15 protein-coding genes and 2 pseudogenes are annotated in these 14,495 nt (G+C 34.7%); 8 read left to right on the top strand and 9 right to left on the bottom strand.

Going from position 1 to position 14,495, the window contains the following annotated elements; genetic code table 11:
* Both YN1551_RS01385 and YN1551_RS01390 read right to left on the bottom strand, forming a co-directional pair.
* Nucleotides 1-477 (bottom strand): hypothetical protein, encoded by a 477-nt coding sequence (locus tag YN1551_RS01385; RefSeq protein WP_012714466.1) that lies wholly within the window; start codon nt 475-477, stop codon nt 1-3.
* Nucleotides 464-1,093 (bottom strand): molybdopterin-dependent oxidoreductase, encoded by a 630-nt coding sequence (locus YN1551_RS01390; RefSeq protein ID WP_012717050.1) that lies wholly within the window; start codon nt 1,091-1,093, stop codon nt 464-466. The genes YN1551_RS01385 and YN1551_RS01390 overlap by 14 nt, the downstream gene beginning before the upstream one ends.
* Nucleotides 1,094-1,178: 85 nt before the next feature.
* Here YN1551_RS01390 and YN1551_RS01395 point away from each other — a divergent pair, with 85 nt between their 5' ends.
* Together YN1551_RS01395 and YN1551_RS01400 are read left to right on the top strand one after the other, a co-directional pair.
* Entirely contained in the window at nt 1,179-2,198 is a 1,020-nt protein-coding gene (locus tag YN1551_RS01395) for a potassium channel family protein (RefSeq protein WP_012717051.1), read from the top strand.
* Nucleotides 2,199-2,377: 179 nt separating this feature from the next.
* Nucleotides 2,378-2,692, top strand: a complete 315-nt coding sequence (locus YN1551_RS01400) for a winged helix-turn-helix domain-containing protein (RefSeq protein ID WP_014513167.1) — start codon at nt 2,378-2,380, stop codon at nt 2,690-2,692.
* An 11-nt stretch (nt 2,693-2,703) separates the two neighbouring features.
* On the opposite strand, the gene YN1551_RS01405 is transcribed toward YN1551_RS01400, so the two are convergent.
* From YN1551_RS01405 to YN1551_RS01420, 4 genes are all read right to left on the bottom strand, one after another.
* Nucleotides 2,704-3,117, bottom strand: a complete 414-nt coding sequence (locus YN1551_RS01405; protein ID WP_012716708.1) for a DUF3211 domain-containing protein — start codon at nt 3,115-3,117, stop codon at nt 2,704-2,706.
* A 120-nt stretch (nt 3,118-3,237) separates the two neighbouring features.
* The gene (locus YN1551_RS01410; RefSeq protein WP_012717052.1) at nt 3,238-4,173 is read right to left on the bottom strand and encodes a mechanosensitive ion channel domain-containing protein; all 936 of its coding nucleotides are present in this window, start codon (nt 4,171-4,173) and stop codon (nt 3,238-3,240) included.
* An 89-nt stretch (nt 4,174-4,262) separates the two neighbouring features.
* Entirely contained in the window at nt 4,263-5,891 is a 1,629-nt protein-coding gene (locus YN1551_RS01415) for a hypothetical protein (RefSeq protein ID WP_012717053.1), read from the bottom strand.
* 206 nt (nt 5,892-6,097) lie between these two features.
* Nucleotides 6,098-7,855, bottom strand: coding sequence for an AAA family ATPase (locus YN1551_RS01420; RefSeq protein WP_012716705.1), 1,758 nt, complete (start codon nt 7,853-7,855; stop codon nt 6,098-6,100).
* Between the two features lie 185 nt (nt 7,856-8,040).
* Between YN1551_RS01420 and YN1551_RS01425 the strand changes: the two genes are divergently transcribed.
* The 3 genes from YN1551_RS01425 (at nt 8,041) to YN1551_RS01435 (ending at nt 10,089) form a co-directional block, all read left to right on the top strand.
* Nucleotides 8,041-8,742, top strand: coding sequence for a creatininase family protein (locus YN1551_RS01425; protein WP_012717054.1), 702 nt, complete (start codon nt 8,041-8,043; stop codon nt 8,740-8,742).
* On the top strand, nt 8,739-9,122 hold the full coding sequence (locus tag YN1551_RS01430) for a putative metallopeptidase (RefSeq protein WP_012714457.1): 384 nt from the start codon (nt 8,739-8,741) through the stop codon (nt 9,120-9,122). The genes YN1551_RS01425 and YN1551_RS01430 overlap by 4 nt, the downstream gene beginning before the upstream one ends.
* A gap of 457 nt (nt 9,123-9,579) precedes the next feature.
* Complete coding sequence (locus YN1551_RS01435; RefSeq protein ID WP_012714456.1) at nt 9,580-10,089, top strand: PaREP1 family protein; 510 nt, start codon at nt 9,580-9,582, stop codon at nt 10,087-10,089.
* A gap of 106 nt (nt 10,090-10,195) precedes the next feature.
* Here YN1551_RS01435 and YN1551_RS18035 read toward each other — a convergent pair.
* Both YN1551_RS18035 and YN1551_RS16455 read right to left on the bottom strand, forming a co-directional pair.
* A pseudogene (locus YN1551_RS18035) lies at nt 10,196-10,336 on the bottom strand (RNA-guided endonuclease TnpB family protein); the annotation flags it as partial.
* Between the two features lie 173 nt (nt 10,337-10,509).
* Nucleotides 10,510-10,617: pseudogene (locus tag YN1551_RS16455) on the bottom strand (IS5/IS1182 family transposase); the annotation flags it as partial.
* A gap of 294 nt (nt 10,618-10,911) precedes the next feature.
* Between YN1551_RS16455 and YN1551_RS01445 the strand changes: the two are divergent.
* The gene (locus YN1551_RS01445; protein ID WP_012715521.1) at nt 10,912-12,072 is read left to right on the top strand and encodes an IS110 family RNA-guided transposase; all 1,161 of its coding nucleotides are present in this window, start codon (nt 10,912-10,914) and stop codon (nt 12,070-12,072) included.
* Here YN1551_RS01445 and YN1551_RS01450 read toward each other — a convergent pair.
* Complete coding sequence (locus YN1551_RS01450) at nt 12,061-12,894, bottom strand: IS5 family transposase (RefSeq protein ID WP_012717055.1); 834 nt, start codon at nt 12,892-12,894, stop codon at nt 12,061-12,063. The two genes, YN1551_RS01445 and YN1551_RS01450, sit on opposite strands and share 12 nt — an antisense overlap.
* A gap of 350 nt (nt 12,895-13,244) precedes the next feature.
* Here YN1551_RS01450 and YN1551_RS01455 point away from each other — a divergent pair, with 350 nt between their 5' ends.
* Complete coding sequence (locus YN1551_RS01455) at nt 13,245-13,646, top strand: ABC transporter permease subunit (RefSeq protein ID WP_238527865.1); 402 nt, start codon at nt 13,245-13,247, stop codon at nt 13,644-13,646.
* Nucleotides 13,643-14,494 carry a glucose ABC transporter permease GlcU gene (gene glcU, locus YN1551_RS01460; RefSeq protein ID WP_009989853.1) on the top strand — a complete coding sequence of 284 codons (852 nt, stop codon included), beginning with the start codon at nt 13,643-13,645 and terminating at the stop codon, nt 14,492-14,494. The genes YN1551_RS01455 and glcU overlap by 4 nt, the downstream gene beginning before the upstream one ends.
* Nucleotide 14,495: the final 1 nt, after the last annotated feature.

Here is a 14,495-nt window from a genome sequence, read left to right on the forward strand (position 1 = left end):
TCATAAAAAGTAATATAGATCCAAATAGACTACCACGAGATACATTATTATCCAAACTAAAGGGATGACGTATTTAAATAGTATTGGATTTTTGATACCTTTTGAAAGTAATAATGACCCAAATCCAGAGACGGTATGCAAGATGAAGAATAGTGCCAATGGAATTATTATAGCTAGATGTAATTCTAAAGAGTTTCCTCTATTTAACAAGTTAAAAGTTAATGTACTAATTATATTTGAAGTTTGTGGACCTGCGCCAAATCCCGAAATACCCTCTAAGATTGATAATATTAGTAGGATTATTGACGTATTTTTTCGAAAATTAGGGCTGTAAATCGAATCCTTAAAAGTTGGGTCAAAGGCCTTAGTAGAAGATATGGAACCTATCATTAGTCCTAATATCCAAACTGGTTGGTAAATTAACGAAAATGATGGAATTATTGCCGAAATAATCATTCCAATGTTACTTTTTCGCATAATCAGGGTACCCCAGAGATTCCCAATAGCCTAAAATGTTTTTAGATGTGAAATGAAGCCTAACTAGCCATTTAATGTAAGTATAACCCCACCATCCTGGTACTGAAAGCCTAACTGGATAGCCATGAACTTGTGGCAATGGTTTACCATCAGCCATGTAAGTTACTAGCACATTTGGATCATTTGCCTTTTCTATAGGCAAATCTGCAGTGTAGCCATCAGCACCGTAACCAACTACTTTTATTACACTAGGCTTAGGTTTAACTATTTCGATTATATTGCTCAATGGTACTCCCTTCCAAACTACATTTGCTCTTAGAAAATAGGGGTCCGAAACGCATTGTATTGTATCCTTAACCTCAATTGAAGGCATGTTAAGTAAATTTTGATAAGTTAATTGTACCGGGTTCTCGACATCACCATCTACCGTTAAAACATAGTTATTTAGTAGAATATCTGGTACGATTTGACTATATTGAACTACATACCAAGAACCAAATGGTGTTAAACCATTTTGAGCATGTTGCATTTCACTAATTGATAACCTACCCAAGACCAACAACGATGAGGATATGAGGAGTAATTTTAAGAAATTCCTCCTATTTGTTAGCTTCATAAGTGAAATAGCCAGGTTAAGCTATTAAGGATTTTTCCCAAATCTAAGCGATTGTTTAAAATATCAATAATATTATACTCTATTTGTGGATAAGGGCAAAATTTGGAATAGGATAGTTATACCGATCCTGGAAAATCTTGTTGCGCCATATTCAGTATTTAAGAGAATCTATATTCAAATAATGCTATTAGGTGTAGCAGTACTCATTAATGCAATAGTTTTTGTGAACTACCAGCATCTAGACTGGATTTCCGCAATTTACGCTGGAGTGAATGTAGTAACAACAGTAGGATTATATTCACCGAACATTTACCAAATGACTTCTACCGAAAAGATAATACTAACGTTGACTATTATCCTTGCGGTAGGATTATATACTAGCATAATACAGAGTATTGTAGCTACCTTAATAAGTAGGGTTACATGGAATGACGCAAAAGCTAGATGGAGAGGTAGACATATGAAAGGTCATACTATTTTAATCGGTAACGGTACTGAAATACTAAGTGCCGTTAGGAGGCTAAATAGACTTGGTGTGGATTACATTGTGTTGACCAGTTCTAAAGACATTGCGAACAATAATAGAGGAGATGCGGTAATTCTAGGTGATCCTAAGGATGATAATAACTTAATTTCAGCTGGTGTCAATTACGCAAAAAACGCTATAGTCATAATGGAAAACGATATGGAAGCTCTATTAATAACACTTAAGCTACAGAAACTTAACCCTCCCCTTAAGGTAATAGTTGCAATTAGGGATTACTCGTTAACTGATATCTTTAAGACAGCTGGTGCAGATTTGGTAATACCTAGAGAAGATATTATAGGTAGAATAGCTGCAAGTGCAGCACTCTCAATCAATATTGCGGGCTTAATATTTCCAGAAAGGACTGGAGATATGATAATTGGAATCTTTGAAGTCAAAAAAGCGAAGAAGATTAGCGATTTACCTAGTGAAGTAGTTCCGTTGGCTATTATAAGGAATAATAAAATAGACCCTTATTTCAATAAGGATACTGAGCTAAAACCTAGAGATCAGTTGATAATCTTAGGAAGTCCGTCGACTTTTCAAAAGGTTAGGGAGCTACTAGAATTACCGGATTAAAATAAGCTTTTCTAAATTTTCCTTAAACTTACTCGCTGGTTTGTCATAAAAATTTTTATCATGATAGATTCTTATTGCGTTTATATATTATGTTCTAAATTTCAACGTATTCCTATAATATTTTCGCTGTTATTTAATTTTCCGATAATGTTTATAAACTTCTACTTGTATATTATTATATGCGAGTTGAACGACGTAAAAGAGGAACAATGGAAATAATGCTTGATATATTGAGGAGTTGTGATCCAGAATGTGGTGTTACAAGGGTAATATATGGTGCGGGTATAAATTATTCGGTAGCTCAAAAATATTTAGATCAATTAATAAAAGTAGGCGCTTTAAGCATTAAAACTGAAAATGGAAAAAAGATTTATGGAATAACTGAAAAGGGTAAATTACTGAGGATGCATATTGAAGAGTTTATAAAGATAAGGGAGAATTTAAATTTAGCTAGAGAGAAAGTCATAGAACTTCTAAAAACCAACTTTCGATGAACAATATGAAGCTAGAGTTTTCTCTTTATTCTCTCTAATCTAATTTTCTCATCAAATGTTTCCTCCAGTTCATTTAATTTATTGGATATATATACCCTCAGCGGCAAATATATTATATACAAATTCTGGAGTAATATGGTAATATTTATTTTATCCTCAATAGCTTGAATATTTATTTTCCCGGAGACACCAGGTGGTCTTTCGAATTCAATAACATGAGTAATATTATAAGAACCTATATATTCTCCACCTTGGAAAATAACTGGTAATCTTCCTATGGCTCCTTCACACCTATATAATTTATTAGAATTTAGAAGAAATTTCCTAACTGGCAGAACTAAAGGTATGAAAAATTCTGGATCAGCAAGTATTTTGACTATCGTATCGGCATCGTGTTTTGTCTTTATTGTCTTCTGCCATTCCATTATATATTAATGGGATCTCGTGTATAATAAAGTTTAAACTATAATGTATAATATAATCTTTTAATACATTTCAATTTTAGTATTGTACTCATCTATTACTTAACTCTTTTTCTTAAGTTCCTAATAAGCCTTATCAAACTCCTCATTTACTAAGCTTAATATATTATTGAGTTGATTTATATCATTAAAATGTAAAATTACAGTGAAAACGTTTGTACCTCCATTTTTTCCCGTAAAATAAATTTCTGGTAATCCGATTTTCATTTTTGAGAAGGAGTTATTAATATAAGCCCTTGCCAAATTAAGTAAGTCATTAGCCGGAACGTCTGCATTAACTAATAATTGATAAGGATATGTTAAGGAGTGTTCAGATTCCAATTTTTGAAATACAGTATTTCCCAGAAACGCTGAATTAGGTATCTTAATAACATTTCCATTAATTGTCTTAACTTCAGTGAAGAGTAGTGATATCTTATTAATCTCTCCGATTATTGGGTTTCCCCATATCCATGATATTAATGAAACGGAATCGTTTAGCCTTATTGTCCTACTAGAAGTCACTAATATTCCGGATAGTATATTTTGTGCAATCGTTTGGACTGCCAAACCAATTACAATACCACCTACAGCTCCACCGACTAATACTCCAGTTAAGTTTACTTTTAATGCTGCTAGTATTACAAGAACGAGAACCGTATAAAATATAATGTCAAGAGCGACTTTTATACTAGACGCTGTACTTTTCTCTAATTTTGTCAGTAATTGACTGTAAATTAAACCTTGTAAAATTCTTATAATGTAAAAACCACCTATGGCTATTATAATAACCGTTATTGCTGTAAAGGCGTCAGAGGTATAGGTGAATATTTTAGGGAAGTAAAATGTTAATGCTTTTAAAATTACATTGGCTAAATAGTCTACGAGGGCTAAAATTACTAGAGTGAAAAGAATTTTTATGAAGGGCTTATAGTCCATAGTATAAAACTTTAAATCATGAGTAATAAGCGTTATCAAAGTATTTCCCGGAATTATTGAATATAAGCCAACTAATATCATAATAATTTAAGAAAATGCTAGGCAAAAATAAAATAGCAAAAAACATTACTATATATAGAATCCCATGAAGATTGAGAATGAAGGTCGTGTCAGCGGCCGACTATGAGACTCTTCATGGGAGTTTTTTCAAAAATCAATAAGATAAAAGGTAAGATAAGGAAGAATAAGCTTACAAAGAACAGTTCATGTATTAAAGTTGTGAGAGAGTTCTGGGAAATATTACTCGTAAGCTCAAGAAAACCATTGTAATTCTTAGAATTAGTCCAATATCCCGAATACGGTAATGAGACTACAAAAGGTGGTTTATCACCATAAATTCTAATCTCTACATCGGAAATGCTATAGTTCCTAACTGAGCTTCCATTTAAGTAATGTGCTAGCCCAGTGAAATTCTCATTATAGTAAACTAGAACTGGACCAAATGTCTTCACTAGTCTTAATCCGGTATAATTTATCTGTGATGCCGAAATGAGATATTTCATTCCGTAGAAAGGATTTGTAAGATTATGAATAAAGCTAGGATTGTAAATGAAGCCACTAAAGCCTGGTAAATATTGCAAGCACTGGTACTGTGTCGCTAAAGAGTAAACATTATTTGGATTGTTTTGAGATAAGTAATCATAGAGTTCATAATACCACGTAGGCATTGGTTGTGGTTTAAAAGAGAAGATTGAATAAGTTGTGGCTTGTAGACCTCCGGTATTGACAAGAAGCACTATTAATAGTAATGAAAGTAAAGGTATTATGAATTCCCTAGTCCTCTTTAAGTAAAACAAACTTAGGTCTAAAAGACCAAAACTTAACAAGTATACTTTAGTTTGAAAAGTTGTTATTGAAGCAAGCAACGCAGAAATGATTGGAATATTAAGTTGAAAGTTCTGTAAAATAGCATAAATTATAAGCAGTAATCCTACCGATGTAATTGTAGCTAACGCGTACTTATTCTTATAAATAAATGCAGTCGTTATTACAATCGTGAATAAAAGTGACGATACTATCGTAGAATAATAGGCTAGCCCTAATCTCACTAGAGTATTCGATGGTGAAATCAATACGTTAGGAACGACGCCAATGTATAGATAAATTTCCCATGAGAGTTCTGATAGAAATCCCAGAAGATCAGCTAAAATAGGATAAAGAAAAAATAGGTATTTTTTCTCCTTGATGGATAATAGGATAAAGGGTAATTGGAAAAAGAAAGAGAAGAGGAACATTTGAAAGAAGAAGATCTGACCTATTACCTCTACAATGCCCAAATAAATGAGATATTTGAATTTATTCTTTACGTCATATAACATCTTGTGCGTAAGATAATACACTAATGGTTGTAATGAGTAAACTAAAAGTATACTTTCACCATCTCCAGTATAAAATATTGAAATGGAAATAGGGTTTAATGTGAAGATCAAGGGTAAAATTAATCTTTTAAATAAATCACCTTTCCTTCCTAACGTAAAATAGATCGAAATTGGTGCTATTAAGAAGGCGAGAAAGTTTAATGTTTTTATTAAATTGTTCTCACCCATCAAGAGGGATAAATAATATTGTATTGTGGCTGACGGCGTGTATAATCCCGGATTAGTTGGAGGAAGTATTGTAGTATCTCCCAGAGTGTAAGGAGGAGATAGCATGTAATTCCTTAGGGCTATTAAAAATACTAGTACAAATACTGATAGATAAATTATATCATCTTTTTTTACTAGTCCTTTTGGGTGCATTAAAATCACCGAGATACAGTGCTAATAGTAAAGCCAAGAAATATATAAGGGACGAATAGAGAAGGAAAGGATACGAGACCAGTTTAATACTATACAGAAGCATAGCCTCCAGTAGGAGTAAAAATAGAGAGAAACCAATGAGCACTTTGATCCAGTTTTGCACGCTATTATCTTAATTGTTTTGGGATTAAACTTTTTCCCAAACCTTATCTTCTTTCAAATCCGAATTTCTCGTACATCATCAACGTTTGTCTATCTAAGCTCGTTTTTACTCTATTCAATACGTTCATGAAATCCTCCAGTTTTACTTCGGTCCTCAAATTACCACTAATTGAGGCCTCTTTTAATAAATTCCTCTTTACCTCCTCCACAACTAGTTTTAAATCTGCTGGGGTGTAATTCTCAGTAAGCTCAGCAACTTTAGAAATAATATTTTTGCTAATAATCAAATCCTTAATAAGAACTTGTAATATTTTCTCTCTCCCATCCTTATCTGGCGGAGGTACATAAATTATCTTATCAAATCTGCCAGCCCTTAATATTGCGGGGTCTAAGTCCCAAGGTCTATTAGTTGCACCAACAACTATTACATTATGAATTTCCCTCAAACCATCCATTTGCCTTAATAATTCCGTCAATGCATTTCTCCACTCATTAGCCATTCTATTCCTCGCTATCATATCTATCTCATCAATGAATATTATTGCTGGGGCATTATCTAGGGCAACATAGAATTTCTCAGCTATAATCTTTGGGGCATCTAGAGGACCTGCACTACTGACCTCTTCTCCAGACAGTTCTATGAAATTGAACCTCAGATCATTAGCTAGGGCCTTAGCAATACTAGTTTTTCCGGTCCCGGGTGGACCATATAACAGTATACCTTTAACCGGATATATTCCCAGTTTCTCTGCAAACTCCTTGCTGGTTATGGGTAATACTATGGACTCCCTTATTATCCTCTTAACCTCTTCTAAATCCCCTAAATCGTTCCAAGAAATGTTAGGAACACCATAAGTCTTTATAATTAGCTTACTCCTCTCGTACTTTCTAGCAACATTTTCAAATTTAATTATAGTTGAAAGTTGAATAGAGGGTTTATAATTCCCAATCTCCCGTAGAAAATCCTCAGTATTTGGACTATTATTCTTACTTAGTACCTTATCGACAACGTTCTTAATGTCTGCAGGAGAAAATCTCTCACTCCTCTTTGCCAATAAGGAATAATCAATATCCTCTCTCTTTATATAACCCCTCCATATCTCCTCTCTACTCTTCTCATCCGGTAATGCTACGTAAATTACTTCGTCAAATCTCCCAGGTCTTAAAAACGCTTCATCAATTTCCTGAGGTACATTCGTTGCTCCAATTATTATCACCCTTAAGCTCTTATCATGTAAATCTTGAAGTCTCATTAACATTATATTTACTAACCTATGAGTAACCTCATGCAAATCACTTTGCCTACTCATAGCTAGGCTATCCAATTCGTCTATAAACACAACAGCTGGTGTGTTCATTTCCACTTGATCGAAGAAATTATCTAACAAGAGTTCACTTTCACCATACCACTTACTCAATATTTTACTTGGTCTTAACTCAAAGTAAGCCCAGCCTAATTTATTCGCTAAGGCCTTCGCTATTGTTGTTTTACCAGTTCCAGGAGGGCCAAAGAGTATAACCCCATATGCCCTTCCATCTTGAACCATTTTAGCTATCTCTTCTAATCTCATTTTAACTTCTTTCAAATCATACACTTCATCCCATCTAATATTAGGAATATAGATCTTAGGTCTTCTACTTCTAGTAGTATTCCCTATCATCATCCTCCTTGAGAAATAAAACCAGAAAATTAATGGAACTAGAAAAAATAATATTGTTAGTATTATCTCTAAGACAAGCTGTATGGTATTATTGCTCAATCCTATAAGTATACTAGAGTTATTAGAAGACACTGTCGACATACATTTTAATTTTACCTCTCAAACTTTTTATCTTTATATGATCCGAGACTTTCTAACTTTATAAAGAAGTGACTAACAAAGAGAAAAGCTAGTTTAATATCTAAGTTATCAAGAACAAAAGTCTATAGTTACTTCACGATACTTATTTAGTAAACTATTTTTCTCAACTAGGAAACTCTTATCACATGAAATTAATAGAAATAACAAGGGATGAGATAAGGGAGGATCTAGTCGGATTAGTGCCAGTTGGAAGTATAGAACAACATGGCCCCCACTTGCCAATGGGTACTGATAGTATAATTTCGGAAAATGTAGCTTCTAAAGCAGAGGAAAAATTAAAGGAGACTACGCTACTCTTTCCCACAGTATATTATGGTGTATCTTTAGAACACAAGGGTTTTCCTTTCATCTCTTTATCCTTTCAAACCGCAATCTCGTTCTTTAATGATTTACTTGAAAGCATTTTCAAGGATTTGGGACTAAGGAGGATAATCATAGTCAATGGTCATGGCGGGAATTCCTATTTTCTTCCATTAGTTCAAAGGGAATTTAATATGAAATATAGCAATGCTAAAGTAATGATTTTCAACATATTTGGTGAAGAGGAGAAACTGCTATTCAACGTAAATGATCTTCACGCTGGTACAGTAGAAACGTCAAAAATATACGCAATAGATAAGAGAGTAGTGAGGTTAAATAAAATAGAAGAGATAAAAAGTTATGATGTTAGAGATGGAGTATTCGTTTATTATTCAACTAAGGAAGCTAATCAATTCGGAGTACTTAATGATGGAAAACCGATCCGAATTGATGAAGAACTTGGTAAAAAGATCTTAGCTGATACCGTGAATAAGTTAATATGGTTGATATTGAACTTTAAGGTATGATAAAGTATGTTAGGTCTCGAGACGGTGAAGATTTGTTAAGAGATATTGTTATTATTCTCGGATTAGACTACATTAATTTAGATAGGGTAAGAGTTGTGTACTCCTATGGAGCTAAATCTAAGGCAATAGCTAGAATTTGGGCAGTCCCCAAAATTGTAATTGAGACTTTTAATTTAGAACCCCTCTACGTAATAGAACTAGTTTCAGAAAGATTTGACAGATTATCCAATGAGGATAAAATTAAAGTAATGATTCATGAAATACTTCATATCCCATATAAGTTTAGCGGAGGGTTAAGAGCACATGGAAGAAAAGTGAATAGTAGAGAGGTTAATAAACTATATAAAAAATATATTAAATTAAAAGAAAAGAGGATTTAATCTAGCCCACTTACTTTACTGGGATAGTTTCAATTACTCTCTGTTTTTTTGCCTTCCTCTGCTGTATCATAGCTTTCTCATATTTTTCATAACACATAAATGTTATGTTTAACTTGCTATCTTATAAATTTTCATTATTAATGAAATAAGCTTGGTTATATACTCTACGTTTTATGCTTATACAAAAAAAAGCAATGTAAGAACTATACTAATTGTTACCTTACGAGCAATTCTTCAAGATTCACAGTATATAATATGTATATAATATTATTTTAGGTTTACGGATGCTTTATAGATAGCTTCAATTTTTATCTGATCTAATGCTAAGCTTACTTTTAATCTAACGCTTGATTTTGAATTTAATAAAATTTAACGAGCTTGACGCCTAAGAAAATTGAAGGATTCAACAAACCATTAGCTCCACAAAGTTAAAAGGAAGTTTCTTAATATAAACTTAATGTATGAGGTTCTAGATTACAAGGCTGATCCTAGATCTTACGTTTACGTAAAAGTAATGGAGACCCTTACTGAAGGTAAACTAGCTTTAGAAATGCTTAAAAAGGGAATGATAACTAACGCCTCATCTAAAGCCTTTATTACAGTCAAGGCCATGGTTAGCGCACTAGTTATAAAGAACTTTGATAAAATTGTACAATCGAAGTCAGAAAAAGAGAAGGACTGGTATGAGAGAGTGGGATACTCGGCACCAACTACTGGTTTAATAGGAATATCTTATGATCTAGAAAAGCTTGGCTATGATGTGCAATTAATAGTTAAAACTGCACTTCTCCTTCATTCCTTCTCATATAACGGCTTTGATCCCAATTTTGTAAATTATAAGGATAAAGGAGAAGTAGAAAGAGATATACTCACTGTAGTGGAGTTCATAAAGCGTAATATTAAAAAATACTTTGAAGATATTTGGGACGAAAAATTAGAAGATAAGCTGAAGGAGCTTAGCTATTGAGTCTGACTTCCACAACTATAAATGGGTGCCTTCCAGGATTGTTTAACTAATCCTTGTAAATCGAAATGATATCCCTATAATCTTCAGCAATCTTAGCCGGTAGTTAGAACTCCTCTCTCAGCTTTTCATAAAGCTCTTGGTGAATAACTCCTAACACAACATTCTCATTAGGGTTTATCTTATTTTCTTTTAGCCAGAAGAGAACGTATCTTAATGTTTTTACATAAAGGTTTGAGAGGGCTAGGAGAGTCTGTTAGCCAATCTTCATGGAAACTATTGCTCTGATTGGATTCCCTCCTAAGCCATTAGATATTCATTAGAAAAGTGCTTTGTTGATCTCTTCAATTTATTTCATAAGCATGATATGATACACTGAGAATTTTTCAGTAATTAATATTTATTTCAACGTTATTCGCAAGCTCACACCCTAATACCCGGAGCTCTACCAACTAAAGAATTAGCCAAGTGGACCATCCATGCATAAGCCCAGAACTTGAGCTTAGCCTCAACCACTTGTCCTAAAAAACTCCTACGGGGCAATCCACGCAAAACAAGAGAACGAATAAAACCAAGTATTACAAGAGAAAAGGAAATAAACAAGTAAGGAGAAAAACAACATAAGCTCATAGAAAACATGGGGATAAAACCCCATCTACAAGGCTAGCTGTGAAGCCCCTAGAACGATCTAACAAGAGGGGATAAAAACCCCCGAGTAGGAGGTTGTAACAAAATACTCTAGGGGCTGAAACACTTAACACTATGCAAAGAAAACAAGGTATTATGAGAACAAAAAATATCTCGAGAAACGCGTAATACACAAGCATGGAATTAAAAGTTACAAACAAGGCCTTCGCAATTGATATTTCACAAAGCAAACTAACAGCAGCAAAGGGAGAACTAGTAGTAGAACAAGAAAAATCAGCAGTATACGTCAAGGAGGTAAAGGAATTCAACCACGACAACGAGGGAATAGAGGAACTAATTAAATTCCTAGGAGAATATAAGGAAGGAATAATAGAGGCAACTGGAATATATTACTTCTACCTACACGAAAAACTAACGGAAAAAGGATACAAGGTAACAGTAATAAACCCACTACACCTAACAGAAATACTAGGGAAAAAGACAGACAAACTCGACGCACAAAGGTTACTAGTAGCACACATGACCGGAGTAATCAAGGGATCATACATACCAACAGGAGAAATAATGGAGCTAAGAGAACTAACGAGATATAGGGAAAGCTTAGTAGAGAAGACAACACAAGTAAAGAACGAGATAAGGAAAATATTAGAATTCGCGGGATATAAAATACAACCATTCGACAAGAAGGGAAGAAAACTACTTGAAAAGCTAGTAAAGGGGGAGGGACTAAGCAAGGAAGAGAAGGAGGAACTAAAAGAAAAACTAGGGAGAAACTTAAACGACGCGGAAAAACTAGCGTTAAAACAATTAGTTGAACTGTTAAAAAACTTGGAGAAAATGATTAAGGAGGTTGAGGATATGATAATTTCCAAGATTCCAAAACCAGTAATTGAGTTGAGTAAGATCCCCGGGATTGGTTTGATTAGTGCTGCAACTATTTACGCTGAGTTCGGTGATGTTTCCCGTTTTTCCAGTTCTAAGGCTGCTAGGGCTTATGCAAGCTTTGCACCCAAAACTAAGCAGAGTGGTGATAGCGAGTCTCACTCCGGTATGATTAGGGGTAATAAGTATTTGCGTAGAGCTCTCTACTTGGTTGCCAAGGTTGCTAGGGGTCTTGAGCCTTTTAAAGGGTATTATGAGAGGCTTATTGCTAGGGGGAAGAGTGTTACTCAAGCTACTTGTGCTCTTGCCGGAAAGCTTGCAAGCATTTGTTATCATGTTATAAAGGACGGTGTTTACAAGGGAGTTGTCAAGAAGAGTTTTAGGATTCCTAGGGGTAAGGAAGTTAATGTCAAGGACTTCGACGTGGGAGACGCGCTAGACTCGTTATCCCCATAGGTTTGTTAGAGGCGTCAGCATGTAGTGCCTTGTAGCCCTAACAGATTCCCCAAAAGTACGCTTCACAGCAGAGAATAAGGACTCAATCCTCCACCTAACACCATAACCCTTATCCTCCCTCCAACGATTATAACCCAACCTCTTGAACTCCCTTACAGCCTTTCTCCTAGCAGGATGGCCACGCCTAGTAGAAGCGTTCTCCCTAGGTGGAACAACAACCTCAACCCCAGTCTTGTAAACCTCATTAGCATCATAAGCTTTATCTCCATAAAACTTCTTGACCTTCTTTCCCTTATCTTGTAAATCCTTAACCGTCTTAACTGCAGTCTGAACCTCGTTGCTGGTTACTTCAGCGTTTATTACGTTGAATTGGTCCTTATCCATTACTATTTCGATCTTGAGGAATTTTGAGTCCTTGGTTTTTCCCCATTTTGCTATAATGTATTGTCCTCCCTTGTTTGTGCTTATTCCCGTTGCGTCTGCTATTACTTCAAGTTGGTCATTTGCCTCTGGGAATTTTATGTTCATGTTTCTTACTCTTTCCCATATTGTTGAGTAGTCTAGGCTTGTTGGGATGATTTTCAGTCTTTCTAATGCTCTCAATACTCCTTCTATGGCCCTATAAGGTAGGAACAAGTGCAGGAACGCTAGGAAGTCGTTGAACTCCTTTGGCGCCTTGTAGGTTTTCTTGGCATTCCTATTCTCTTCTGCTAGTAATTCCCACCAGTGTTGGAAGACGTAGAAGGGGAACATTAGCTCGTATCTAGTTATAACGTTCTCGTCGTACTTGCTCCAATCCCTCTTGTACTTACTCTTTCCCATGAGTAATACTCGGTATAATTATTTATAAATTTTTGTATAATTCTGAAGTAACCCACAAAGCATTAGAAAAGGATATATTTAAATATTTATCATCCCCACCTTGAAAAGATGAGGCTTTCGATCTTTTGTAATCATTGAACTGCAAATTAATTAAGTTAACGGATCTTCAAGAGGAGAAGCCGTCAAACTGATACACTTATATACGTTTTGGGATATTAGGAAGAAAATTTATAACTTAATGTTTACACTACAAGTGAAGACATACTAGTTAGATCGTAGACTGGCTTTTAGTAAGGATTGGTTTACCCCAAATTCCATGGCTTTCATCGACCTCTACGATGTTTCCTAGTTTGATCTTGGTCACAGTTTGGGCATATACTGGAATTGCGGCTTTATTCTATTTAGCAGGGTTTATGAACATAGATAAGACAATAGTAGAGGCAGCGAGGTTGGATGGTACCAGTGCTTTCAAAATACTTTACAAGATACTCATTCCTAATTCGCTAAACTCTTTTATTATTGCCACAGCTCTTCTATTCTTATTCTCCTTTAGAATATTTGATCTGCCTTATGTGTTATCTGGTGGTACTACGAATATTTTTCTTCAAACAAGCGAGTTATATATGTATTACCTTTTCACCGTGGAGTATTTCTCTCAAGCTACAGCGGTTGCTACGATAATAACATTAGTTGCTACGATAATTATTATTCCGTATGCCTTGACTGTAATTAGGAGGTGGATAAGAAGATGAGGCCAGTAATAAAGGCAAGTTTACATTATCTAGCATTAGCAATTATCAGTGTTATATGGCTTATACCAGTTTATGCAATGCTCATAAATGGGTTTAAGAGTAATTTTGAAGTTCTATCTACTCCAGTTTTAGTACCACCTACCAAAATTACGTTCGAAGCTTACGCCTCAGTCCTCTTATCACTAGCTAAACCTCTAATCAATAGTCTAATAATTGTTATTCCTACTTCGTTCATTTCAGCATTCTTAGGTGCCATGGGTGCATATTTCTTCTATACATTATCTTACTCGTTTAGTAGAGCTTCTTCAGCCATAAGTGACGTTTTATTCTCTCTAATATCACTAGCTACATTTATTCCCCAAGAAGCTACACTATTACCGTTGACTAGGCTAATGGTAAGCATGGGATTTTTAGATACTTACATAGGTATAATATTTGCGTTATTGATATTTTATATACCTACTGGAGCTTTATTAATGTCAATGTTTATCACAGTGATTCCGAGGAGTTTAATTGAGGCGGCAAAGATGGATGGGACTGGAGATTTAAAGATATTCATGAAGATAGTGTTTCCACTTTCTATGCCGGGCTTCATTTCAACGTTAATATTTATTATAATACAGACATGGAATAACTTCTTTATCCCGTTAGTGTTAGTAACAACTCCAGGAATGAAACCAACGTCAATAGCTGTATTATCATATAGTGGTGCTTATGGTACTTTATATAATGATACATTCGCGGCTGGAATGCTTGCAAGTATAATACCACTTGCAATATTTGTTTTTCTTGGAAGATACTTTATAAGAGGACTAATGGCATTAGGTGGAGGAGGTAAAGGGGTGTAAA

The sequence above is a fragment of the Sulfolobus islandicus Y.N.15.51 genome (assembly GCF_000022485.1).
In the GTDB taxonomy this organism is placed as follows: Archaea; Thermoproteota; Thermoprotei_A; order Sulfolobales; family Sulfolobaceae; genus Saccharolobus; species Saccharolobus islandicus.